16 protein-coding genes and 2 pseudogenes are annotated in these 24,381 nt (G+C 55.7%); 7 read left to right on the top strand and 11 right to left on the bottom strand.

Going from position 1 to position 24,381, the window contains the following annotated elements:
• Nucleotides 1-299: 299 nt before the first annotated feature.
• From JJD74_RS12560 to xylA, 7 genes and pseudogenes are all read right to left on the bottom strand, one after another.
• Nucleotides 300-584: pseudogene (locus JJD74_RS12560) on the bottom strand (hypothetical protein); the annotation flags it as partial.
• 294 nt (nucleotides 585-878) lie between these two features.
• The gene (locus tag JJD74_RS12555; protein WP_200614233.1) at nucleotides 879-2,006 is read right to left on the bottom strand and encodes an aminotransferase class V-fold PLP-dependent enzyme; all 1,128 of its coding nucleotides are present in this window, start codon (nucleotides 2,004-2,006) and stop codon (nucleotides 879-881) included.
• A 90-nt stretch (nucleotides 2,007-2,096) separates the two neighbouring features.
• Nucleotides 2,097-3,395 (bottom strand): MFS transporter, encoded by a 1,299-nt coding sequence (locus JJD74_RS12550; protein ID WP_042559108.1) that lies wholly within the window; start codon nucleotides 3,393-3,395, stop codon nucleotides 2,097-2,099.
• Nucleotides 3,396-3,771: 376 nt separating this feature from the next.
• Nucleotides 3,772-4,908 carry a sugar ABC transporter permease gene (locus JJD74_RS12545; RefSeq protein ID WP_200614231.1) on the bottom strand — a complete coding sequence of 379 codons (1,137 nt, stop codon included), beginning with the start codon at nucleotides 4,906-4,908 and terminating at the stop codon, nucleotides 3,772-3,774.
• Nucleotides 4,909-6,465: a D-xylose ABC transporter ATP-binding protein gene (gene xylG / locus JJD74_RS12540; protein ID WP_200614229.1), complete on the bottom strand. Its 1,557-nt coding sequence runs from the start codon at nucleotides 6,463-6,465 to the stop codon at nucleotides 4,909-4,911.
• Between the two features lie 156 nt (nucleotides 6,466-6,621).
• Entirely contained in the window at nucleotides 6,622-7,623 is a 1,002-nt protein-coding gene (xylF, locus tag JJD74_RS12535) for a D-xylose ABC transporter substrate-binding protein (protein ID WP_200614227.1), read from the bottom strand.
• A 148-nt stretch (nucleotides 7,624-7,771) separates the two neighbouring features.
• Nucleotides 7,772-9,088, bottom strand: coding sequence for a xylose isomerase (gene xylA / locus JJD74_RS12530; protein WP_200614217.1), 1,317 nt, complete (start codon nucleotides 9,086-9,088; stop codon nucleotides 7,772-7,774).
• A 175-nt stretch (nucleotides 9,089-9,263) separates the two neighbouring features.
• On the opposite strand from xylA, the gene JJD74_RS12525 reads away from it, so the two are divergent.
• The 3 genes from JJD74_RS12525 to JJD74_RS12515 all read left to right on the top strand — a co-directional run bounded on the left by JJD74_RS12525 (nucleotide 9,264) and on the right by JJD74_RS12515 (nucleotide 12,649).
• The gene (locus JJD74_RS12525) at nucleotides 9,264-10,445 is read left to right on the top strand and encodes a XylR family transcriptional regulator (protein ID WP_200614215.1); all 1,182 of its coding nucleotides are present in this window, start codon (nucleotides 9,264-9,266) and stop codon (nucleotides 10,443-10,445) included.
• A gap of 58 nt (nucleotides 10,446-10,503) precedes the next feature.
• Entirely contained in the window at nucleotides 10,504-11,136 is a 633-nt protein-coding gene (locus JJD74_RS12520; protein ID WP_200614213.1) for a dTMP kinase, read from the top strand.
• 226 nt (nucleotides 11,137-11,362) lie between these two features.
• On the top strand, nucleotides 11,363-12,649 hold the full coding sequence (locus JJD74_RS12515) for a DUF2254 domain-containing protein (RefSeq protein WP_200614535.1): 1,287 nt from the start codon (nucleotides 11,363-11,365) through the stop codon (nucleotides 12,647-12,649).
• 93 nt (nucleotides 12,650-12,742) lie between these two features.
• Here JJD74_RS12515 and JJD74_RS12510 read toward each other — a convergent pair whose 3' ends face one another.
• Nucleotides 12,743-14,197, bottom strand: coding sequence for a TrkH family potassium uptake protein (locus JJD74_RS12510; protein WP_200614211.1), 1,455 nt, complete (start codon nucleotides 14,195-14,197; stop codon nucleotides 12,743-12,745).
• Nucleotides 14,198-14,581: 384 nt separating this feature from the next.
• On the opposite strand from JJD74_RS12510, the gene JJD74_RS12505 reads away from it, so the two are divergent.
• Nucleotides 14,582-16,249 carry a BCCT family transporter gene (locus JJD74_RS12505; protein WP_200614209.1) on the top strand — a complete coding sequence of 556 codons (1,668 nt, stop codon included), beginning with the start codon at nucleotides 14,582-14,584 and terminating at the stop codon, nucleotides 16,247-16,249.
• An 86-nt stretch (nucleotides 16,250-16,335) separates the two neighbouring features.
• Nucleotides 16,336-17,472: a mechanosensitive ion channel family protein gene (locus JJD74_RS12500; RefSeq protein ID WP_200614207.1), complete on the top strand. Its 1,137-nt coding sequence runs from the start codon at nucleotides 16,336-16,338 to the stop codon at nucleotides 17,470-17,472.
• 107 nt (nucleotides 17,473-17,579) lie between these two features.
• Here JJD74_RS12500 and JJD74_RS12495 read toward each other — a convergent pair whose 3' ends face one another.
• From JJD74_RS12495 to nhaA, 3 genes are all read right to left on the bottom strand, one after another.
• Entirely contained in the window at nucleotides 17,580-18,299 is a 720-nt protein-coding gene (locus JJD74_RS12495; RefSeq protein WP_200614205.1) for a 3'-5' exonuclease, read from the bottom strand.
• On the bottom strand, nucleotides 18,296-20,176 hold the full coding sequence (locus JJD74_RS12490; protein WP_200614203.1) for a DUF294 nucleotidyltransferase-like domain-containing protein: 1,881 nt from the start codon (nucleotides 20,174-20,176) through the stop codon (nucleotides 18,296-18,298). Before JJD74_RS12490 ends, JJD74_RS12495 begins: the two co-directional genes overlap by 4 nt.
• A 507-nt stretch (nucleotides 20,177-20,683) precedes the next feature.
• Nucleotides 20,684-22,057 carry a Na+/H+ antiporter NhaA gene (gene nhaA, locus JJD74_RS12485; RefSeq protein ID WP_200614201.1) on the bottom strand — a complete coding sequence of 458 codons (1,374 nt, stop codon included), beginning with the start codon at nucleotides 22,055-22,057 and terminating at the stop codon, nucleotides 20,684-20,686.
• Nucleotides 22,058-22,486: 429 nt separating this feature from the next.
• Here nhaA and JJD74_RS12480 point away from each other — a divergent pair, with 429 nt between their 5' ends.
• Entirely contained in the window at nucleotides 22,487-22,921 is a 435-nt protein-coding gene (locus tag JJD74_RS12480; protein WP_228732718.1) for a hypothetical protein, read from the top strand.
• A pseudogene (locus tag JJD74_RS12475) lies at nucleotides 22,918-24,378 on the top strand (RAD55 family ATPase). The gene JJD74_RS12480 and the pseudogene JJD74_RS12475 overlap by 4 nt, the downstream one beginning before the upstream one ends.
• Nucleotides 24,379-24,381 lie beyond the last annotated feature (3 nt).

The following is a 24,381-nucleotide window of genomic DNA, read 5'->3' as shown; positions in this document are numbered from 1 at the left end:
GATGCCGATCGCGCAAGCAGAAGGCGCTTGGCTAGAACTCAGAGTTTGCCTTCAGATCCGGTATAACTTGCACCTTGGACTTTGCCACTGGCATCAGACAGGCACGACCAAGGAGCGTCCGCGTCAGGTACCTTGATCGTCACGCCAACTCCCGCTTCGGCGGTCATGACGTCGGTCACCGAAAGTTTGCTGACGGCCACACCGGTTTTCTTCGCCACCTCGGCCAGGCAGGCTTTCTCTGCCTTGCTGGTGGCAGATGTGCCACTGGCGCTACCGGCAGCACTCGAAGCGCCCGATGTCGCTGGCTTGCACACCCCATTGGCCCCGCCTTTACCGGTATAGGATACGTCCCATGACTCATCTGGATTGCGCGTGAGAGAAATCGTCACGCCAGAGCCTTTGGCTTCATAGGCGTTGTTATTGAATTTCTTCAGTTTGGCCTCCTTGCCATTGATGTACACCGGCCCGCCCTGATCCGCATGCACGGCGATATTGGTCGGGCAGTCGTAGTTAAGTAGCGGAATATCAGCACTGGCTACGGTGGCAAACAGTAAAGTGGTGGCTCCCAGCAAAAACCTGTTCATATTCATGCGACATTCTCCTTCTGTTTGAGAGTGGTTGTACGTACTGCACGAGCGTCATGGTCATACGACAGCACGCGCAGCGCCGAGGCCGGGCGAAACGACTTGTCACCGCCTCGACGACAGTGCTTCGGCAGTATAGGTCGTGGTGGCCAGTTTGAACGGCCAATCGCCCTTGCTCGGATCTGATTGTCGGGTAGTCAGACAGTTGCTCTCATCCACCCGTTCATACGAGTTCCAGCACACGGTTCAAGCCTCTGCCAAGGCACCATTATCTGGACGCACGCGGCCGGGTATCTAAATAACCTCATCCACTGCCTGCTCAAGCATATTGATCGTACGCTCGATATTCTGCAGTTTCTCGAGGCCGAACAGCCCGATGCGGAAGGTCTGGAAGTCGGCCGGTTCGTCGCATTGCAACGGCACGCCGGCAGCGATTTGCAGGCCATGGTGGGCAAATTTCTTGCCGTTCTTGATGTCGGCATCATCGGTGTAGCTGACCACGACGCCAGGGGCCTGAAAGCCGGCAGCCGCCACGCTTTTGAAGCCTTTACCGGTCAACAGGGCCCGAGCCCGATCACCCAGCGCCTGTTGCTCGTCGCGAACTTTGTCGAAACCGTAGGCTTGCGTCTCTTTCATCACGTCGTTGAACCGCGCGAGGGCATCGCTGGGCATGGTCGCATGGTAGGCATGTCCGCCCTGTTCGTAGGCTTGCATGATCTGCAGCCACTTTTTCAGGTCGCAGGCAAAGCTGCTGCTTTGCGTCTGTTCGATGCGCTCGAGAGCCCGAGCGCTGAGCATTACCAGGGCGCAGCAAGGGGAGGCGCTCCAGCCTTTCTGCGGTGCGCTGATCAGCAGGTCGACGGCGCATTTGTGCATATCCACCCAAATCGTGCCTGAAGCGATGCAGTCCAGCACGAACAGGCCGCCCACCGCATGCACGGCGTCGCCGACTGCCCGCAAGTACTCGTCGGGCAGGAAGATCCCGGATGAAGTTTCAACATGGGGCGCGAAGACTACTTGCGGCTTCTGCGCCGCAATGGCTGCCAGCACTTCGTCCAGAGGCGGCGGGGCATAGGCCGCTTGGTGACCCGTTTCCACTGGCCGGGCTTTGAGTACCGTAGTGGCGGCCGGAATGTTGCCCATCTCAAGGATCTGGCTCCAGCGATAGCTGAACCAGCCGTTGCGAATCACCAGACATTGCTGGCCGGTGGCGAACTGCCGCGCCACCGCCTCCATGCCGAATGTGCCGCTGCCCGGAACCACCGCAACAGCCTCGGCGTTGTAGACCTGTTTAAGGGTTGCGGAAATGTTCTTCATCACCCCTTGAAAGGACTGCGACATGTGGTTTAGCGAGCGGTCGGTGTAGACCACTGAGTACTCGACCAGCCCCTCGGGATCGACACTGGGGTAGAGCTTGGACATAAGGTGACTCCTTGGGCACAGAGGTGAACATCAATGCCAAGGAGTGTAGGCAAAAGGCGCTAATGGGCTCATCGAATTACGCAAATGAGCTTAGCGTGCTTCACATTGCGGCGAAGGCTCGCCGCTCAGCGCGTCAACCATCGGCGGGTGATCCTGCACCGCCTGACGCAGATCTTCGGTCACCCGCAACTCCGCACCTGTCGGCGAGAAGGTCGCCGCCGCCGCGAAAGGCGCGGGATTGGCCGGAACCGGGCGTTTGCCACGTCGCCACAGGAAGAAGGTGACCATGCACAGATTGACCAGCGCAAATACCCAGAACAAGCCATTGGCACCGAACGAATTCATCACCGGCGAGATCATCATCGGACTGATCGCCGAGCCCAGCGAGTTGATCAGCAGCAAGCCCTGAATCATCGGCACCAACGCTTCGGCGGGGGCGCGGTCGGCGGCGTGGCTGACGGCAACCGGGTAAAGTGCGAACACGCCGCCGCCGAGCAGAAACAACATCGCGGCGAGCATGGTCGAGGACAACGGCAGTACGACGATCACCAGCGACAATGCGCTGCACGCCACGGTCAGAAGGGTCAGCACCTGCAAGCGGTCCTTGCGGTCGGACCAGCGTCCGACCGGGTATTGCAGGAGCATCGCACCGAGGATGGTCCAGGCCATCATGCTACCGACTTCGCCGACATTCAGGCCGCTGCGTTGCAGGTACAGCGGCAGCAAGGTGTAAATCGCCGCGATGGTGATACCCGAGCCGAAACAACCGACCAGCCCGGTCGGCGTCACGCCCAACAATTGCCGTGGCTTGAGTGGCTCCACTTGATCGAGCAGAGGCGAGACTCGCGGCAGGATCACGATCGGCAGCACCGACAACGAGGCGAGCATGCCAGCGACCATGAACGGTGCGCTGTCGCTCAATCCGGTAATTCTCCCCAGCGTTGCCTGGCCCAGCACGCCGGCGCCGTACAAGACGATCATGTACAACGCGAGCAAGCGCCCGCGAATCTTCGCGTCACCCGCCAGCAGCAGCCAGCTCTCGATCACCAGAAACACGCCGACCGTGGCCCAGCCATTGATCAGGCGCAGGGCAAACCAGCCCCACGTGTCATAGAACAACCCTTGCAGCAGGATGGTCACCGCGATCAGCGAGGCAAAGCTACCGTAGGCGCGGATATGACCGATGCGCAAAATCAAACGGTCATTGAACACGGCGCCCAGGGTCAAACCAATGAAGTACGCCGAAGAGACGATACCGATCATCGTGGTCGAGGCACCGGCAGCGTCCAGTCGAAGAGTGGTCAGCGATGACATGAAACCGTTGCCCAGCGCAACAATAAACAGCCCAAGCAAGGGCGCCAGCGCCATGGCCAGCAAACGCGCAGACATAAAAACCTCTAGAAAACGAACAGCAGAACGTGCGCCTCTGCGCATGCGATTGCCAAGCCGAAGTGTGTGGGGTGCAAGTGCTCGCCGAACGGGAGGGGCGATTGAGTCCGAGGTGGGGCCAGCCCGTCAGGTATGCCTCGGGCGCCAAATCTGGCGACTGCAAGAGCGCGCGGATTCTAAGGCTTGTGCAGAATTTTCCAATGCCTGTTTGCTGCGGCAGTTGGACGCAGGCCAATCAAGACTGAGACACGACGACAGGTCATCGTTTTGCATTGCACAAATGTAACAAAGCCTCACACCTGGCTTTGCCCTCAGCCTTGACGACTGTCTTGCGATACGTCAGCAAAACGATGCCCGTGACCACACTCATCGCGGCTCAACGGCGTCCGGTGCGTGTACTCACATCCACCCACACGGCCAGCACCAGAATGCTGCCCTTGACGATCATCTGCCAATAGCTGTCGACGTCGAGCATGGACATGCCGTTGTCCAGACTGGTGATGACCAGCGCGCCGAGGAGGGCACCGTAGACTGTCCCCGAACCGCCGCGCATGGAGGTGCCGCCGATGAAGCAGGCGGCGATGGCGTCGAGTTCACCCATGCTGCCGGCCGAAGGTGAACCGGCGGCCAGGCGCGCGGTGTTGACCACGCCGGCGAGGGCGCACATCACGCCCATGATCCCGAAAATCCACAGTTTCACGGCCTGCACATTGATACCGGACAGGCGCGTCGCTTCCATATTGCTGCCCACGGCATAGACGCGGCGGCCGAAAACGGTCTGACTGGTCACATAGCTGAATACACCCAGCAAAACCAGCAGCAACAAAACCGGCACTGGAATGCCGTCATAGCTGTTTAGCGTCTGCACGAAGCCGGCGAGTACGGCACCGATTACCAACACGCGGATGACGTCACGAACCAATGAGTGCGCCGCCAAGCCATGAAGGGCGCGATTGCGCCGTTGTTTCCAGGTCAGGAACACGGTCAGCGCAAACAACAGAACTCCCAGGCCGGTGCCGATCGCGTGGGGCAAGTAACCCTGGCCAATGTAAACCAGCTCCGGCGACACCGGCGCAATGGTCGTGCCGCCGGTAATCCCCAGTAGAATCCCGCGAAAAGCCAGCATGCCGCCCAGGCCGACGATGAACGAGGGAATGCGCAAGTAAGCTGCCATGTAGCCGTTGGCGAGGCCGATCATCAGGCCACACAGGGCGACCAGGCTCAGGTTGGCCAGTAGCGGAATGTGGTAGACCACATCGAGAATCGCCGCGAGGCCACCGAGCAGGCCCAGCAATGAACCGACCGACAAATCGATCTCGCCGCTGATGATCACCAGCACCATGCCGCAGGCGAGAATGCCGGTAATCGACATTTGCCGTAGCAGATTGGAGAGGTTGCGCGGAGTCAGGAATCCACCCTCGGTCTGCCAGCTGAAGAACAGCCAGATCAACACCACGGCAAACACCAGCGCGAGCATTTTGTAGCGGGTGAACAGTTGTTTGACCTGATTCATTTACGCGGATTTCCGATCGTTATTGTTATGGCTGCCAGGCTGGCTGAGGGCGGCGGCGAGCACCTGCTCCTGGGTGAGTTCATGGTTGATGAAGTCGCCACGCAACTGACCTTCGCCGATCACCAGCACGCGATCGGAAACGCCGAGCACTTCGGCCAGCTCCGACGAGACCATGATGATCGACACGCCTGCGGCCGCCAGCGCGCACATCAACTTGTAGATTTCGTATTTGGCACCGACGTCCACGCCTCGGGTCGGCTCATCGAGAATCAGCACCCGGGGTTGGGTGAGTAGCATCTTCGCCAGAACGGCTTTTTGTTGATTGCCACCCGACAGGCTGGTGATCGGCAGATTCGGGCTGGCGGTCTTGAGGTGCAGGCGGGCGATTTCATGATCAATGCTGCCCAACTCGGCTTCGGCATCGATACGGGTGAGTTTCGAGTAGTTGTCCAGCACGGCGAGGGTGATGTTCTGGCCGACGCCCAGGTCCGGAATGATCCCCTGGCGCTTGCGGTCCTCCGGCACCAGGCAGAGGCCGGCACGAATCGATTTGAGCGGTGTACGCGTATCGATGGGTTGACCGTCGAGCCAGACTTCGCCCTCATGACGACCCGGGTAAGCGCCGAATAGCGCGGTCACCAGTTCGGTACGGCCGGCGCCGACCAGCCCGGCGATGCCGAGGATCTCGCCACGCTTGAGGACGAACGAGATATCGTCGACCCGTTTGCGCTTGGGGTTGTCGACGTCGTAGCAGGTGATGTGGCGGGCTTCGAAAATCACCTCGCCAATATCGTGCGGTTCGCAGGGGTAGAGGTTGCTCATTTCCCGGCCGACCATTTGGGTGATGATCTGTGGAATGTCCATGTCGGCCATGGCGGTGGTGGCGATATGTTTGCCGTCGCGGATCACTGAAATGGTGTCGCACACGGCAGCCACTTCATCGAGCTTGTGCGAGATATAGACGCAGGCAACCCCCTTGGCTTTGAGGTCGCGGATGATGTCCAGCAGCACCTCGATTTCCGAGCGGCTCAAGGCTGATGAAGGTTCGTCGAGGATCAGCAGGCGGGCCTTTTTGTTCAGGGCTTTGGCGATTTCCACCAGTTGCTGATAGCCACCGCCATACTGCGATACCGGCAGCGCTACGTTCATGTCGGGCACTTTCAACTCGCGCATCAAAACTTCAGCGCGGTGAATCATCGCCGGGTAGTTCATCCGCCCGCCAGGCAGCGTCAGTTCATGGCCCATGAAAATGTTTTCGGCCACCGACAGGTCGGGCACCAGTGTCAGTTCCTGGTGAATGATGACGATTCCGGCTGCTTCCGTCTCGCTGATCGATTGCGCCGTGAGCGGTTGCCCGTCCCAGAGGATTTCACCGTCCCAGGTGCCGTGGGGATAGACCGCCGAAAGGATCTTCATCAGTGTGGACTTGCCGGCGCCATTCTCGCCGCACAGGCCTACGCATTCCCCCGGTTTGACCTTGATGTCGATACCGTTGAGCGCTTTGACACCGCCGAAGGTTTTGACGATGCCGTTCATTTGCAGCAAATAGTCGGACATAACGAGGGCTCGTATTCCAAAAGGCTCAGACACTTAACTCTGTGGGAGCGTGCCTGCTCGCGAAGGCGCCTTTTCAGACAGAGCTTTATTGACTCACACTCCGCCTTCGCGAGCAGGCTCGCTCCCACAAGGTTTAACCAGAGATTTGCGATCCGGTCACTTCCCGGCAATTTGCGCCTTGGTGTAGAAGCCGTCCTGTTCCAGCAAATCGATGTTGTCCTTGGTCAACGACGTTGGCGTGAGCAGGATGGTGTCGACTTTTTTGCTGCCGTTGTCGTACTGCGAGCTGTAGGTGGGTTTCTCGTTGCGCGCCAGTTGCACCGAGAGCTTGGCCGCTTCGGTGGCGATGAGTTTGAGCGGCTTGTACACGGTCATGGTTTGGGTGCCGGCGATCACTCGCTTGACCGCTGCAAGGTCGGCGTCCTGCCCGGAAATCGGCACTTTGCCCGCCATTTGCTGCGCAGCCAGGGCCTGGATGGCGCCGCCCGCCGTGGCGTCGTTGGAGGCGACGATGCCGTCGATTTTGTTGTCGTTGCGGGTCAGGGCGTTTTCAACAATGCTCAGCGCTTCGGTCGGGTTCCATTCCTTCACCCACTGTTGGCCGACAATCTTGATATCACCCTTGTCGATGGCCGGTTGCAGGACTTTCATCTGGCCTTCACGCAGGATTTTTGCGTTGTTGTCGGTGGGCGCCCCACCGAGCAAAAAGTAATTGCCCTTGGGCGCCGCTTTCAGCACGCCGCTGGCCTGCATCTCGCCGACCTTTTCGTTATCGAAGGAAATGTAGGCGTCGACATCGGCATTGAGGATCAGACGATCATAGGACACGACTTTGATCCCGGCTTTCTTCGCTTCGGCCACCGCGTTGGTCAGCACCGTGGCGTTGAACGGCACAATGACAATGACATCGACGCCACGGGAAATGAGGTTTTCGATTTGCGAAATCTGCTTTTGCTCGTTGGCATCAGCCGACTGTACGAAGACCTTGGCATCCATTTTTTCTGCCGCCGCGACGAAATAGTCACGGTCACGCGACCAGCGTTCCAATCGCAGGTCATCAATGGAGAAGCCGATTTTGGGGTGGGTAGCGTCAGCCATCACCGGCAGTGACAGCAGCGCCAGGGCGGTGGCCAACAGCGTGCGTTTTACGTTCTTCATGTGGGGCGTCCTTTTATTTTTGTTGGAAAGACACGGCCTGACGATGAGTTATCGGGCTGGTAAAACTGTAGAGAATCCGCAAGCGCCGCAGGCACAGATTTGTCGTTGAAATGTCACCGCGCGGCGCGCCCGCAGACTCTGTGGTTGATCAGCGATAGATAAACCGGTTGACGATGTTCTCGAGCATTTCCTGGCGACCGCTCACGGCTTGCGGGTTCAACTCGTTGGTGAACGCATGCTCGGCCAAGGACTCAAGATTGAAGTCACCCGCCATCACCGCCTGCCCGAACGGCTGCTTCCAGCCGGCGTAGCGTTGATCCTTGAGCCGTTGTAGTTCGTCGTTCTGCACCATGGCCGCTGCGCGTTCCAGGGACAGGGCAAGCACATCCATGGCACCGACATGACCATGGAACAGATCGACCTGATCGAGGCTTTGCCGGCGAACCTTGGAGTCGAAGTTGAATCCGCCATTCGTGAACCCGCCGGCCTTGAGGATTTCGTAGGTGGCCAAGGTCATTTCTTCGACGCTGTTGGGGAATTGATCGGTGTCCCAGCCGTTCTGCGGATCACCCCGGTTGGCATCGATGCTGCCGAAAATCCCCAGCGAGACGGCTGTCGCAATCTCGTGATGAAAACTATGGCCGGCCAGGGTGGCGTGGTTGGCCTCGATGTTGACCTTGATTTCGTGCTCCAGCCCGAACTGCTGGAGGAAGCCGAACACGGTGGCGCTGTCGTAATCGTATTGGTGCTTGGTCGGTTCCTGCGGCTTGGGTTCGATCAGCAGGTCACCAGTGAAACCGATCTTGTGCTTGTGCTCGACCACCATGCGCATGAAGCGGCCCAGTTGTTCGCGTTCACGTTTCAGGTCAGTGTTGAGCAGGGTTTCGTAGCCTTCGCGACCGCCCCACAACACGTAGTTGGCGCCTTTGAGGCGATGGGTCGCGTTCATGGCGCTGAACACCTGGGCAGCAGCGCAGGCGAACACTTCGGGGTCTGGGTTGCTTGCGGCACCCGCGGCAAAGCGTGGGTTACTGAAGCAGTTGGCGGTGCCCCACAGCAGTTTGATCCCGCTTTCTTCCTGATGCCGCTCCAGGTGATCAATCATTTGCGCGAAGTAGTTGCGGTACTCCTTCAACGACTGGCCTTCCGGGGCGACATCCGTGTCATGGAAGCAGTAATAGTCGATACCCAGTTTGGTGAAGAATTCGAAGGCGGCTGCCGCCTTGCCAATGGCCAGTTCCATCGGATCGCCGGCGTGTTGCCATGGGCGCTTGAACGTCCCCGCGCCGAACACATCGGAACCCGGCCAGACAAACGTGTGCCAGTAACAGGCGGCCATGCGCAGGTGTTCGCGCATGGGTTTGCCGAGGATGAGTTTGTCGGCGTCGTAATGACGAAAGGAGAGGGGGGACTCGCTGTCCGGACCTTCGTAGCGAATCGGCTCGACATCGGGGAAATACTGCATTGACCTTGTCCTTGTTGTTCTTGGCGGTGTCTCGATACTAACAACGGCCCAGTGCCCGCTGATTATGAAAAACACCAACACGGGGTGCGATTTTGCGTATTGAGGTTCGTCGCCCACGCGCCTAGTCTGTCTGCATCGCCTCCGGAGCAAGGGGCTCAGAACAAGCATAAAAACAATGAAAACCGTACCGCCTGTTCACCGTATCGCCCTGTTGTTCAACGGCAGCAAGATCTACGACCGTGGCATCATCAGCGGCATCGGCAACTACCTGAGCAGCACTCGCGCTTCATGGGATCTTTTTCTGGAAGAGGATTTTCTCTGTCGCTTGAAAGGGATCGAGCGCTGGCAGGGTGACGGCATCATTGCCGACTTCGACGATCCGCTGATTGGCGAAGCGCTGGCCGACATCCAGTTGCCGGTGGTAGCGGTGGGGGGCTCGTATGAGGACAAACGTGCCTATCCGAAAGCGATTCCGTATGTCGCCACCGATAACAACGCGTTGATGACGCTGGCCTACAACCATTTGATTGAGGCGGGACTGCAGCGTTTCGCCTGCTTCAGCCTGCCTGAAGCGCAGGCCAATCGTTGGGCTCAGGAGCGGGAAAAAGCCTTTCGCAGACTGATGCAGCGCGACGGCCTGCACGCCGAAATCTATCGCGGTATGGGCACGAGTGCGCCGCTCTGGGACAGCGCCGTCGAACAGCTGATTGCCTGGCTGCAAGGCCTGCCCAAGCCCATCGGCATCATCGCCGTCAGCGACGCTCGTGCCCGCCAGTTGCTGCAGGCCTGCCTGACCGCCGGCATTGCCGTGCCAGAGCAGGTGGCTTTGATCGGCATCGACAACGACCCGCTCACCCGCAGCCTGACTCGAGTACCGTTGAGCTCGGTCATCCAGGGCACCGAAACCATGGGCCGTACCGCCGCGCAATTACTCCACCAGATGCTGCACGGCCTGCCGTCCACCGGCACGCAGATTCTGATTCCTCCCGATGCGGTCAATGTGCAGGTGTCGAGCTTGCACCAACCCTTGGGCAATCCGTACGTCATGCAAGCGCTGCTGTTCATCCGCCAATACGCTTGCCAGGGCATCAAAACGGCGCAGGTAGCGGCTTATGTCGGTGTATCGCGCTCGTCACTAGAAGCGCACTTCCGCGCTGAACGAGGCTGCAGCGTGCATGACGAGATCCTGCGTTTCAAACTGGCGGCGGCCACCAGCGGGCTGAAAAATACCGACTCGGTGATTGCCGACGTTGCACGCAGTTGTGGCTTCAAGTCGGCGCAGTATCTGCACACGGTGTTCCGACGGGAGTTTGGCTGTACGCCTCGTGAGTATCAGCAAGGGGCAGGGGTGAGCTAATGGAATACCCGCAAATGAGGTTACAGTGGTCATCAATGTCTCAGTTGTTGTGTGAACAATGAATCGTCCGCTGTTCGTTTCTCTGGATGGGCCCAAGGGCACCGGCAAAACCACACTGTTGGAAGCCATTACGCAGGTACTGCGCGCGGGCAATCAGAAAGTCATCCGGCTTTGCGAGAGAAAAAGCGATCCTTTCAGGGGTGAAACCATGGCCCTGGTTAACAATCTCGCCCGAAATCCCTCCACGGATCTGGAGTGGGCTGTATGCCAGGGTTTTGCTGAAAGTCGTAGCTGGATTTCCCGTCACGTACTGACGAAACAGCCGCCAGACAGCATCATCCTGATTGATCGCTGGTATCCATCTGACGCCGCGTTTCGGCAAACAGTCCCGTTTTCCGACATTCTCCAGTTGAACATGGATCGAGACGTACAAGTGCCAGACCTGCATGTCGGCGTCGTTACCGACCCGGAAATTTCATGGGCAAGGGCCGCGACACGTTCGCGAGGACTGGGCGGCACTGTGATTCAGAAATATGCAGAGCACGTTGCGTGTACCGAGTCGTTCGAAAAAGCGGTAGCCGACCACGGTTGGGTGCTCTGTCGTAATGAAGGAACAATCGAAGAGGCGACGACGCAGGTGGTAACTCAGATCTATCAGGTGATGTTGGCACGGAACAGGGGGGCGCGATAAGCGCGTGAAGCGCAATCGGCCAGCCTTCCACCTTTAGCTGAGGTCCGCACCCGTTGCAGACCGCTGCTACACGCCAGGTAAGCTGACATTTCGAACGGGGATATTCTCGAGACGGGTCACGAGCCGTAATGTTTTTCTATCCGGGATGAAAATCCGTTTTAAATTGCCGGAGAAAACTTATGCGCTGCTCCCGACGTTAACTGACGTAGTCATTGAAGGATTGCACATGATCGCTCGCTGGCGCTGGATAATAAGCCAACTGACAAAGAGGCTGTGGTTCAGAGCTTCCTTGTTTTCAGTTCTCGGAGTAGCGACCGCACTGCTCGCGGTGGTGCTCAAAGACTTCATCCCTGAATCATTGTCGGCGCGCATCGGCGCGGATGCCGTGGACAATATTCTGGGGATCATTGCCTCTAGCATGCTGGCCGTCACAACCTTCTCGTTAAGCACGATGGTCACCGCTTACGGGGCCGCGAGCAGCGGAGTGACACCGCGCGCTACCACCTTGGTGATGGAGGACACCACGACCCAAAATGCACTTGCCACATTCATAGGCTCATTCCTTTTCAGCCTGGTGGGGATCATCGCGTTGAGCACGGGCGCCTATGGCACACAAGGTCGAGTATTGCTGTTCGCTGTGACGATAATTGTGGTCATCTTGATTGTTTACACTCTCCTGCGCTGGATTGATCACCTGTCAAAACTTGGAAGGGTGGGAGAAACCATCGATCGCGTCGAAAAGGCTGCAATAAAGGCAATCACTCAACGCGTTCAGTGGCCCTACTTAGGCGGCTCAGCTTACCCAGCCGATCTGTCGCTACCTCCAAGCGCAATCACAGTTAAAAGTGAGCTAACAGGCTATGTGCAACATATCGATGTGAGCGCACTTGGAGCTATTGCTCAGCATGATGAAATACAGATTTATCTGGATGTGCTCCCGGGGACATTTGTATACGAGGGAATGCCACTCCTACACATCGTGAGTTTGGGGAACTCGATGGCCGGGGATACCGATATTGCAAGAGAGAAGGTTCTAGCGACGCTGACCATAGGCGTGCGGCGAACCTTTGAAAATGATCCCCGCTTCGGACTCTGCGTTCTTTCGGAAATCGCTTCTCGCGCCTTGTCGCCTGCGGTGAACGACCCAGGAACAGCCATCGATGTCATTGGCCGGGGAGTGAGGACTTTGACTTGCTGGAGCAAGCCTCACGTCTCTGGCTCGCAAACAGACCAGGGCTGTAAACAGGTCTTTCTCCGAGGATTGACGGTTGATGATCTGTTCGATGATTTTTTTGCCCCGATCAGCAGGGACGGTGCAGCTTTGCTAGAAGTAAACCTTCGGCTGTTAAAAGCCCTCATGAGCCTTGCTGAAATAAACCCAGCGATCTTTAAAGATGCATGCGACAGGCACGTGGATCTTCTCATCACTCGCGCAGAGATCACGCTTACGCTTCAGCACGAGAAGGATCAACTGACCTCACTAGCTGGAAGAATCACACGGCAGGCCAATTGAGTTGGACTCTTTGGCTTGGTGCAGCTTCCGCGTTTTCAAGAAAGCCTCGGGCCAATTGTTGCAGGGCCCATTCTTGAACTGACCGTGAGAGTACTAATACCTCCAAAAAACCGGTGTGAAGAGTACCAGCACGGTGAGTATCTCCAGCCGTCCCAGCAGCATGCCAATGGTAAGCAACCATTTTGCTGCGTCAGGCAGTGTTGAGAAGTTGCCAGCAGGCCCGATGATTGTGCCTAAACCTGGCCCCACGTTGCACACCGCAGTGGCAGCTCCGCTCAACGCTGTCGTCCAGTCTAGTCCGATCAGGGCGAGTCCCAAGGCGATCACTGCAATAGTGATGGTGAAGAAGAATGAGAAGGTCAACAGCGAACGCAAGATCTCTTCATCAATCGGATGACCGTTGTACTTCTTCTGAATCACTGCACGAGGATGGATCAACTGCTTCAGGCTACTCACTAATAGAGCCCCAGCAACCTGGAAGCGGAAGATTTTAAGGCCTCCTGCTGTTGAACCCGAACAGCCACCAACAAAGGTCAGATAGAAGAACAACAGAACGGCAAAACTACCCCACAAGGTGTAATCGCCTACAGCAACTCCGGTGGTGGTGACGACCGAGGTCACATTGACCGCCACGATACGAAACGCATCCCACCATCCGTAGTCGCTGTGCAAACACAGCCAGGTACCCACCGCAAGCCAGGTCACGACCAAAAAACCTACGAATCCGCGCACCTGGTGGTCCTTGAACAGCGCACGACGATTACCGCGCAGCGTCGCGACGTACAAGGTAAAGGGCAGGCTTCCCATAATCATGATGACGACCGCTATCCAGTGAATCGCGGGCTGTGTCCAGTGGCCAAGTGATGCATCTGAGGTTGAGAAACCGCCAGTGGAGATCAAGGACATCGCGTGGTTGACCGCGTCAAACGGTGTCATCCCCGCGATCCATAGTGCGAGAGTTCCGGCGCCCGTTAGCCCCAGATAGAGAAAGAGGATGTACTTAGCGGCCACATGGGAGCGGGGCGTCACTTTCTCCGACCAGTCTGAGGACTCTGTCTGAAAAAGACGCATGCCACCCACCCGCAGCAAGGGAAGGATCGCCACAGCCATGCCGATGAAGCCGATACCCCCCAGCCAGTGCAGCATCGAGCGCCAGATCAACAAACCGGGTGAGGCGGTATCCAAACCACTTAGAACGGTTGAGCCAGTTGTAGTGATGCCGGACATCGTCTCAAAGAACGCATCGGTGTAACTGATGTGACTGATGAACACCATAGGCAACGCTGCGAAGGTACACACCACCACCCAACTGCAAGTCGTCAATAGATACATATCCCTCGGACGAAGCTGAGCATTGTCCGGGCGCCCTCGCACGATCAACAGGAGGCCACAGATGAAGGTGATCAAGCTTGACCAGAGAAAGGCGGAGAGGTCGTCGTTGCGCTCGAAAGTCACCAGCGTGATCATGGGTATAGCCATGCTCACAGCCAACGTGATTAGAAAGATGCCTAAGATGAAACCGACAAGCCTGAGTGCAGCAGAGGACATGAAGTTAGCCTGCCAAAATTAACGCCGCGAAGTATCCGATAGCTAACATTCAATACGTGTAATTTTTGCGTAAAAAAATCGCGATCTCCGTGCAAAGGGACGCCAGCGTGCGACCGCAATCAAGGGAATATAGCGGCTTTTAGCTTCGTTAGAGGCTGACGATTAATCATGGATTGGCTTAAGTCCCCCACCGCATATCCGTATCCGCGTTCTTTAGTTTCAGAGGGGAACGGTGCCGTGCTTTCCTGGGGCTGATTCAGGCAGCGTTCGCCACATGATTGGAAAGCTTGTTAGGATAGGACCCTACACATCTCGTTTTACCATAGGAACAGCGGGGCTAACGGCCATTGCACGTTACAGCGTGCCACAACCAAGGAGGCTCTTATGGGCCGATCACCTAGCGATGATCTACCGGAAAAACCTCATCAAAGCAGTGAGGATGGCATTCCTGCTCCTAGCGGAGCTGCCAATCTGATCGACACCGACTATGTCATCGGGCAAGACAATATCAAGGGTGAGTTTTCGTTCTCCCTCGATATTCACGGCAAAGTGTTCATCATTTCAGCCGCAACAATCCTGTTATTCGTGATTATGACGCTCGCACTTCAAAATGAGGTTGAGCCGCTGTTTAGTTCTATCCGAAATTGGTTAACTGGCAATCTCGCCTGGCTGTTCATGAGCATCGCAAACATATTTGTGGTGCTCTGCATCGTGCTGATTTTTTCCCCGCTGGGAAAGGTTCGTTTGGGCGGTAGAGATGCTAAACCAGACCATAGCTATGTGGGCTGGTTCTCGATGCTCTTCGCCGCGGGAATGGGCATCGGCTTGATGTTCTACGGCGTGGCCGAACCTATGTCGCATTACCAGGCGTCCATGGGCGGTGTGACCGTCGATGCAAGTGGTGTGCGCACCGACTGGGCACCGTTAGGGGGAGCAGCGGGTGATGCAACGGCCTCCGCCGACTTGGCAATGGCTGCCACTATCTTCCACTGGGGACTCCATCCCTGGGCGATATACGCAATTGTTGCCTTATCCTTGGCGTTGTTCTCTTACAACAAAGGCTTACCGCTCTCCATACGGTCGATCTTCTATCCATTGCTAGGCGAGCGCGTCTGGGGATGGCCGGGGCACATGATCGATATCCTGGCGGTATTTGCCACCTTGTTTGGACTGGCGACCTCCTTGGGGATAGGAGCAGAGCAGGCAGCAGCAGGGATTGAATATCTCTTCGGTATTGAGTCGACGAATCTAAGCAAGGTGGTGCTGATCGTTGGTATCACCTTAATTGCGCTCTGGTCGGTACTTGCAGGCTTGGACAAGGGCGTCAAGTTGCTGTCTCAAATCAATATGGGCCTCGCATTGCTGTTGCTAGTGTTCATCATTGTTGTTGGGCCCACCTTGGCGATCTTCACTGGATTCTTTAAAAATCTGGTGACGTATGCTGAGTACCTCCCGGCACTTTCCAACCCTTTTGGACGCACTGACACTGAATTCACTCAAGGCTGGACTGCATTTTATTGGGCATGGTGGATTAGCTGGTCTCCCTTTGTGGGGATGTTCATTGCCCGCGTCAGCCGTGGCCGAACAGTCAGAGAGTTCCTGATCTCGGTCTTGCTGGTTCCAACCGTGGTATCGGTTTTGTGGATGACGACTTTTGGCGGGACTGCCATTGACCAGGCTACCGTACAAAACCTGGTTGGCGTCAAGGATGCTGTGTTGGAACTGAAGCTGTTCGCGATGCTGGGAGAACTACCTCTCAAGGAAATTACTTCGTTCCTGGGCATTGTTCTTGTCATTGTGTTTTTTATCACCTCCTCGGACTCTGGTTCCCTGGTCATTGATACGATCACAGCAGGGGGCAAGGTCGATGCGCCTGTTCCGCAGCGTGTATTCTGGGCTGTCATCGAGGGAGTGATTGCCATTGCGCTACTGTTGGGCGGCGGTCTTGTGGCGCTGCAGGCTATGGCTGTATCGACGGGCCTGCCTTTCGCACTCGTTCTGGCGCTGGGTTGCGTTTCCCTGGTGAAAGGGCTGATGTCCGAGCCCCGCTGAAGCTCGGGGCTGAGCGACCGTTAATCCTTCAATAACCCGCCAAGCACAACTGCTGGCGGGTTAAACCTCGGATAAATGAGGTCAGAATGTTTCAAGAAGTTGTTAACTTTTTCATCACGTACGAGTTTTTGGGGATTTCGTTAGCCAACTGGGCTTTCGCTGTTGTGTTGGCAACAATAAGCTTTGTATTCGCGAGAACCTTGATCGGTGTCTTTCTGAGGAAACTTCGAAAGATATCAGCATCATCCAATGCACCTATTAGCCGTATTGCAGTCGTAGTGCTTTCAGGAACGAGCAATACGCTTTTACTGCTTGCATCGATACTCATTGGTGTAGGTGTGCTCGACCTTCCAGAGCGTTGGCTTGTACGAGTCAGCAGCCTCTGGTTCGTTGTTGCTGCTTTGCAGGTCGGCCTCTGGGCAAATCGCGCTTCTGCGTTGGCTTTAGCCCAATACTTCAAACGGCACAGTGCCTCTGAAACATTTCAGGGGAGCGCGTTGGCGACGTTAAGCTTGTGGGGAGCAAAGGTCTTCTTATGGGTCGTGGTTGTGCTGGCGATGCTTTCAAACGTCGGCGTAAACATTACAGCTTTCGTCGCCAGTTTAGGGGTAGGCGGCATCGCTATAGCCTTGGCAATGCAGAATATTCTAGGGGACGTATTCGCTTCGCTATCCATTGCGGTAGATAAACCGTTTGAGGTAGGCGATTTCATCGTTGTGGGCTCATTGTCTGGCACCGTCGAGCATGTAGGATTGAAGACAACGCGGATTCGTAGCCTTGGCGGTGAACAAATCGTTATGGCTAACGCGGACATGATCGGAAGTACCATACAGAATTACAAACGGCTTCTAGAGCGCAGGATCGTTTTTGAGATAGCCTTGAATTATGGTTGTTCCGCGCAGCAGGTAAGGGAAGTACCGCAACGAATCGAGCATATTATCAGGCAGCAAAAGAAAGCCCGATTTGACCGATGCCATTTTCGTAGTTTTGGGGAGAGCGCTCTAGAATTTGAGGTGGTCTACATTGTTTTAGACCCAAGTTATAACGTCTACATGGATATTCAGCAGGACATAAACTTAGAAATAATGGACGCCTTTAACGAGATAGGTGTCAGCTTTGCACTGCCATCGCGCACCGTTTACGTTGCATCGATTCCCGGTGGCGAGATGCCTGTGGGGCGTAGCAAAGAAGTGGCTATGAGGACTTCCGAGCACTCGACATAAAAGCCTGCTCAGACGTATGGAATCATGCATACCATCTGACAGAATTTCGAGGCTTTGAGAAGCCTGCCGCCACGGCATTTCTGGCGACCCCGCTTGGTGCCGGGTCGTCAGTCCCATAGCGCGCCAATAGGTGACGCTGATGAATAATGGGTAGCTATCTGCGCTTGTAGCAGTTCAGCGGTAGCGAGGGCATCGGTTAACGCATGATGCCCTTGATAGGCTGGAAGGTTATAGCGCGTGCGGCTGTCGGCCAATCGTATGGATGTCTTCGGACGGCGCAAGAGCCTGGCAATCCAACCCTGCTTTTGCCGATGCATCCTGGCTTCCAATTGCATCGTGTCTACGACCGGAAACCTCAGGCCTTCTCCGAGGTGCCTACGCAGTGCTGCATCAAGAAACTCACGCTCGATATTGCGGTAATGGACGACAATCACCTTGCCGGCCATGGCCTGCAGAAGCGGTTCCAGCACCTCAGGGAGCGAGGGAGCATTCAAAATCTCAGCGTGGGTAATGTGGTGGAAGGTGACTGACTTTTCATTCAGTTCTGATGATGGATTTAGCACCCAGTACGCTGCCCTGCTGCAATAGATGCGCTTCAAGGTGAACGGTACCAAACCGATGCTGACAATACTGTGAGCCTGGGCATTGAGCCCGGTTGTCTCCACGTCCATTGCAAGAAATTCCACGCTTTCAATCAGGGTTTGTGGTGAAACGACGCCCCTCTGATAAAACGTTCTCAAGCAAGAATTAGCCGACTTCTGCGCCAATTCCCGGAACACATCTGGCCAGTCCGCCGGGTAATCCGATTGCACCTTGGCCTCATTCATTTTGAGGTGCGGCCCTTTGCCGGGTAGCGAAAGCGCAAAAAGTTCTGGCCGTTACTCAAGACTTGGAAGGCCTCTTTGAGATTGTGTCGCTCGCTATTAGAGAAGCGTTCAGGCTCGATATAGTTATTGGGCGTTTCTCCTTGCTCCAGGGCCTCTACCTGATGCCGGATCCGCACCATGGAGAGGAATTCCAGCGCATAACGCAGGTGCTTCAGTGCTTCGGGCGGCATGATATTAGCGCTAGTGATTTCATCAATACGATCAAACGAGTTCTGCGCGGTACTGCCGCAAGCTAGCGAATGGATGCGAATGAGGTCGGTGAGCGGGGCGGTACCGCGACCTTTGAGGTTGATGATTCTCTTCTGTTGCCCATCTGTTTCGACGACAAAGGTACGAAAGAATCCCAAGGGGGGTGTCCGGTTGAGCGCAATCCTGGCCATGGCATTGAGAAATCCGGGATGTCGACTGGATTTTTGAGCACACAGGACTTTGAGTTCTTGCACCAGCGAGAGCTCGCCAAATACGCCATCCAGATCGAAAAAAATGCAGCTATTGAGTAAGGTTGTCGGGTTTGGCTTCTCGATCCACTGATCAAAATAGCTGCGCCAAACTTTCAAAGGCTGGCGCCATTGATCGTTGGTCGCCATGATCCCGCCCTTACAGTAACTGTACCCACACGCGGCGAGGCCATCGCACACAAACGATGCAAGGCTGCGGAAATATGCATCATGCGAGGAGGGGTCGAATCGATCGTCCAGCACCAAAGCGTTATCTTGATCGCTTATCAGCAGTTGCTCATCGCGCGCCATCGAGCCGAGTACCATGAAGCAATAAGGTACTGGTGGAGGGCCCAGTTTTTTTTCCGCAAGTTCCAGCAGGCGTTGCGTGAAAGCTCTGCCGACTCCAGAGATAGCGCTGCCGATCATGTGCGCGGTCGCGCCATCTCGCACCATGCGGATGTACGTTCCTCGTAGGTCTCGTAAGAGCGACTTCAGACCGTCGACCGACGTCTGGTTAGATATTCTGTTGACCAGGTACAAGCTACTGTGGGACTCGTACCGAATAATATCTGACAGGTTGATTACGCCAATCGGGCGGCCCTGGTTGAGAACCGGCAGGTGATGGATATTGCGGCGTAGCATCACAAGCATGGCTTCAAACCCTGAATCATCAGCATTTATGGCCACTGGATCTGTAGTCATAATGTCGCTGATGAGTGTTTCCCCGGCATTCTTTCCGGCAGCGACGACCCGCGTGCGAAGATCCCTGTCGGTCACAATGCCCTGGGTGTCTCCTGCCTGCAGTCCCGCTGGCGACATGACCACGACGCAAGCAACGCGTTGTTCGGTCATTAGCCTTGCAGCCTCGCGAACAGTGGTATCCGATGTAACCCACACTAGCGAGCGTGACAGCAAGGCTCGGCATTTGAGCTGGATCAGTTCGCTCGACCGCCCTTGCGCCTCGACAGCAGACTTGAGCCTGGAGTGCCCTTCAGCTTCAACGAAATCCGCAAAGGCGTCATGCTGTGCGCATAGATCGGCAAAGACGTCTGCGGGGATATAGTAAATCAGACTGTCTTCAAGTGCTCTCGCAGGAAAACGTACTTTGTTGCTGCGTAAAAGCCCTGCCTGGCCAAAGATATCGCCTTCGACAAGCCGGTTGTAGAGTTCACCGTTGCGTCGATAAATCTCTACGGCTCCGCTGCGAACATAGTGCAAATCCTGGATAACTTCGCCAGCTTCCAGGATGTCGCTGCCGGCTTTGAAATAGCGCACATCCACTCGCCGTGCCGTAGCGTCTACTGACTCTCTAGGCAGTTTGTCAAATGGAGCAAAACGGTAGAGATGGTCGCTAATCTCCTGCATCTCGGCTTGCATGGAACCTCGGTATGTTAGGCGAAGGTAAGATCGCCAGTAGGTGTATGTCGAAAGTTTAGGATGGCCGAAAGGGTATCAGATACGTCCTTAAGGATCATAAGATTAAGGCAGTCGTGCCCATGGATATGGCAGCTGATATTAGGCTTTCATGCCTTGCACACGCCGGAGCAATCGCTGGTGGAGTCCACTCTAGAACACGTATTGAGCTGAAAGGTCTATATGGCCAGATGGTGGGCGAAGCCGCGAAGGTAAGAATGCTGGCACTAGACCAGCCACCCTTGCGGGTGCCCGACGCGACCCCCGCCCATAACACTTGAACCGAGGAGGGTATTCTCGTAGAAGCCAATGTGAATGACTTGTGGACTGCTTAACAACAGCCTGAGATTAGCCCTGATTTTCGGACTGTCGACAAGGAATTTGATACAAAAATTATCATGACCTATTGGCTAATCACGTTTCTCAGTAACCCGTTTTTGGATAAAAAACGCGGTGCGCGCCAACCAGGGATCATGCGCTGTTTACCTTGGATTTTTTGCCCTTGATTAATCGCCGCATCCAAATCCAGCTCAGGCCTAATACTGCGGCGGCACCGGAAGCGCACAAGACGCTCAACTTTGATGCGGCTAGCAGGGCCGGATCGTCAAATGCCAGAGATGCGATGAAAATCGACATGGTGAAGCCAATCCCCGCAAGCAGGCCTACCAAAACGATTCCAGCCCAGCCTACGTCAGAAGGAAGCTCACACCACTTCAGTTTCAAAAGAACGTAGGACGAGAGAATAACGCCTAATGGTTTTCCGACAACCAATGCCAGTATCACTGCTATAAATACATTTTGTGATAGCGAGCTTTCAAGGTCGGCTCCTGCGAAACTAACGCCGGCATTTGCTAATGCGAAAAGCGGCATGATACCGAAGGCGACCCATGGATGGAGTGTTGCTTGAATACGCTGCACAGGCGAAAGGATCTCCCTTTGGGCCTGCTGTATTTCTTTCAGAGGCTTAGTGACCGAGTGATCTGACGTATCATTTGAAGAGAATCGGTCTAACAATTCGTGAAAGTTTCGCTGAATAATATCTAGCGGTCGTTCTGTCATTGGCATGGAGCGCACCGGACTCAAGAGCCCAAGAATCACGCCCGCCAGTGTTGGATGAACGCCTGTTTTCAGCAAGCCGTACCAAATGATGGCGCCCGGCAATACATAGGGGATCATCATGCCAACGCCCATCCGCTGGAACATGAAAATCATCAACAATCCGCCCGCAGCAATTGCCACCCCATCAAGATTCAAATTAGAAGTATAAAATACTGCGATTATAAGAATGGCGACAATGTCATCAATGATTGCTAACGCTAAGAGCAATACCCTTACACCTCCGGGTATAGACTTCCCCAGTAAGGCAAGTACACCTACAGCGAAAGCGATATCTGTTGCAGTTGGCACAGCCCAGCCATCACTGGCTTCTGTGCCATGATTGATGGCAATGTAGATCAACGCTGGAACCAGTATGCCGCCTAATGCCGCACCCAGTGGAAGCAAAGCCATTCTAATATTCGCTAAGGCTCCATCATGGATTTCATGACGTATCTCAGCACCGACGACTAGAAAAAAAATTGTCATCAACCCATCATTCACGAGGAAATGAAGTGATTGGGATAAGCTGACGTCACCAAAACTAATAGTGAGCCTGGTATGCCAAAAGTGTTCGTAGCTCGCAGAGAAAGAACTGTTTGCCCAGGCTAAAGCCGCTATAGCTGCAATTAAGAGAGCAATCCCGCTGACCGCTTCAATGTGCGAAAAACGCTGAAGAGCAGCAAGTGCTTTTTCTGTGAGTACTTGAGGGCGGGGGATAGACGGAGAAGGGGAGTTATTTTCGGGCACTGAAATTCTCCGATGGCGGCCCGACCAACGTTACGATTAACCTGCCCTGCGCGTAATACAGCAGGACACCCGCTGTGATGGTATGAATCTATGCGCCTCGGCGCAAATCTTTTGCATTAGTGTTCAGCCGTTAAGCGCTTCGATTACTCACATCCATTTTCGAGCCTAAGGCGCTTATGTCTCGTTCGCACGAGCGGTTCACCACCCTCCGATACACGTTTTGTAAGGCTGCTCACTCTCAGTGAGGCGAGGAAAGGGTGGGGCGTCACGCTAGGGGTAGAGCCAAGACTCCCTGCCATTGAGCTTGTTCACCAACCATTTCTTGTTTCGTCACCATTTACTGTCGCATTTGTAATGTTGCATCCAAGGGACTCAATAGTTCGCTTGAGGGTGTACCATCAGACTCTGCTCATCAGATATCAGTCAGCCATGTCCACGCTTAGCGAAGAGAGCCGCCGGATCGTAGCTTCTCTGGCGCAGGGTGTCGGTCTCAATGCTGACACTGCAAGCATCGCCGAGGCGATTGTTGCGAAATTGCAGGCTATGGACGCAGCCCTCACGCCGATTATTGGCCAGCAAGGGGTTGTCGCCCTGTACCGGCGCAGTTTACATCTGTGTGTTTCTGCTCATCCGCATCTCGCCGGCACTTATGACAGTCTGCCGGCCGCGATGGATCTTATTGCCCTTAAATCCGTACTCGTCGAGCAGCAGGACACCGAAGCACTGTTTTGTGGTGAAGTGTTGCTGACTACTTTCTACGAGCTTCTGACCACACTGATCGGACCCTCGCTCACCGCTAGTTTGCTTCGTGGCGTGTGGGAACCTTCTTTGAGCGACACCCCCTCGCAGGAAAATTCGCCATGAGCACCAAAGTGACTATCAACCGTCTGGCCACCGGCGTGCCTGGACTGGACGAGGTGCTGGGTGGAGGATTGCCGGAATTTTCGTTCAATCTGATTGCCGGCCCTCCTGGTTGCGGCAAGACCACACTTGCCCACCAGATGATGTTTGCCCTGGCAACGCCCGAACGCCCGGCGCTGTTCTTTACCGTCCTGGGTGAACCGCCATTGAAGATGCTGCGTTATCAGCAGCAATTCGACTTTTTCGACAGCGAAGCGATCAACCAGTCGATCCGTTACATCAACCTGGCCGACGATACCCTGGCCGGGGATCTGGACGAGGTGCTGCGGCGCATCGTCAGCGAAGTCGAAGCGCATTCGCCGGCGCTGGTGTTTGTCGATTCGTTCCGCTCCGTGGTGCTGGCCAGCCAGACCCAGGACAACCCCAACAACAACCTTCCGCAGTTCGTTCAGCAACTGGGCATGCTGATGACGACGTGGCAAGCGACGACGTTCCTCATCGGCGAGTATTTCACTGAAACCGACACCAACCCGATTTTCACCGTGGCCGATGGCCTGATCTGGCTTCGACAAAGCGTTCAGCGCAACTCCATGGTACGCAAGCTGGAAATCATGAAGATGCGCGGCCAACCGACGTTGCCGGGCCTGCACACCTTCCGCATTGCAACTTCCGGGATCAAGGTTTTTGCACCCGTAATCGCCAGCCCGTTTGATACGCCGCCGCAATCACCGATCAAGCGCTTGAGCATGGGGGTAGCGCAGCTCGACGAGATGCTCGGGGGAGGTCTGCCTCGGGGCTATTCGTTGCTGGTGGCCGGCCCATCGGGGTCAGGCAAAAGCATTCTCGCGGCGACCTTCCTCGCCGAAGGCGCGCGCAATGGCGAAACCGGCGTGATCGCAGTATTCGAACAACGGCCCAATCACTCGCAGAATGCGACCCTGTCGGGTTTGATTGCGAGCGGGCAGGTCGGCCTGGTGGATAGTCGCGCTCCCGATCTCTCGATTGACGAAATTGTCCAGCTGTTGCTCGGCGAGATCACTCGGCTGTAAGCCACTCGCGTGGTCATCGACTCGCTGTCGGGCTTCGAACTGGCAGTGGCGCCGACCTTTCGCGAGGATTTTCGCGAGTCGCTTTCGCGCATGGTCACGGCGCTGACCAATTCCGGGGTCAGTGTCTTGATGACCTCGGAGTTGGAAGATCGTTACACCGATCTGCGTTTCAGCCCTTACGGCACAGCGTTTTTGACGGATGCAATCATCGTCCAGCGCTATATTGAGGTGCAGAGCCGGTTGCTGCGCATCATGGCCGTGGTCAAGGTTCGCGCCAGTGCGCACTCTGATGAGTTACGTCAGTACTTCATTGATGATAGCGGCCTACACATCGGTGACATGTTGCCGGAGCAGGAAGGTTTGCTCGGTGGGCGACCGACAAGGCAGGTTTTGAGCAAGGTCGATAGATGAGCG

The sequence above is a fragment of the Pseudomonas sp. MF6776 genome (assembly GCF_016613125.1).
Classification (GTDB): Bacteria; Pseudomonadota; Gammaproteobacteria; order Pseudomonadales; family Pseudomonadaceae; genus Aquipseudomonas; species Aquipseudomonas iridis.
Note: the sequence above shows the minus strand (reverse complement) of the source record. Positions and strands in the feature narration are given on the sequence as shown.

Coding starts and splice junctions, on each gene's coding strand:
- JJD74_RS12500 (WP_200614207.1), top strand. CDS start 16,336: ATGTTTCAAGAAGTTGTTAACTTTTTCATCACGTACGAGTTTTTGGGG.
- xylG (WP_200614229.1), bottom strand. CDS start 6,465: ATGTCCGACTATTTGCTGCAAATGAACGGCATCGTCAAAACCTTCGGC.
- JJD74_RS12510 (WP_200614211.1), bottom strand. CDS start 14,197: ATGTCCTCTGCTGCACTCAGGCTTGTCGGTTTCATCTTAGGCATCTTT.
- JJD74_RS12480 (WP_228732718.1), top strand. CDS start 22,487: ATGTCCACGCTTAGCGAAGAGAGCCGCCGGATCGTAGCTTCTCTGGCG.
- JJD74_RS12495 (WP_200614205.1), bottom strand. CDS start 18,299: ATGAATGAGGCCAAGGTGCAATCGGATTACCCGGCGGACTGGCCAGAT.
- JJD74_RS12505 (WP_200614209.1), top strand. CDS start 14,582: ATGGGCCGATCACCTAGCGATGATCTACCGGAAAAACCTCATCAAAGC.
- JJD74_RS12490 (WP_200614203.1), bottom strand. CDS start 20,176: ATGCAAGCCGAGATGCAGGAGATTAGCGACCATCTCTACCGTTTTGCT.
- JJD74_RS12545 (WP_200614231.1), bottom strand. CDS start 4,908: ATGAATCAGGTCAAACAACTGTTCACCCGCTACAAAATGCTCGCGCTG.
- xylF (WP_200614227.1), bottom strand. CDS start 7,623: ATGAAGAACGTAAAACGCACGCTGTTGGCCACCGCCCTGGCGCTGCTG.
- JJD74_RS12555 (WP_200614233.1), bottom strand. CDS start 2,006: ATGTCCAAGCTCTACCCCAGTGTCGATCCCGAGGGGCTGGTCGAGTAC.
- JJD74_RS12520 (WP_200614213.1), top strand. CDS start 10,504: ATGAATCGTCCGCTGTTCGTTTCTCTGGATGGGCCCAAGGGCACCGGC.
- JJD74_RS12550 (WP_042559108.1), bottom strand. CDS start 3,395: ATGTCTGCGCGTTTGCTGGCCATGGCGCTGGCGCCCTTGCTTGGGCTG.
- JJD74_RS12525 (WP_200614215.1), top strand. CDS start 9,264: ATGAAAACCGTACCGCCTGTTCACCGTATCGCCCTGTTGTTCAACGGC.
- xylA (WP_200614217.1), bottom strand. CDS start 9,088: ATGCAGTATTTCCCCGATGTCGAGCCGATTCGCTACGAAGGTCCGGAC.
- JJD74_RS12515 (WP_200614535.1), top strand. CDS start 11,363: ATGATCGCTCGCTGGCGCTGGATAATAAGCCAACTGACAAAGAGGCTG.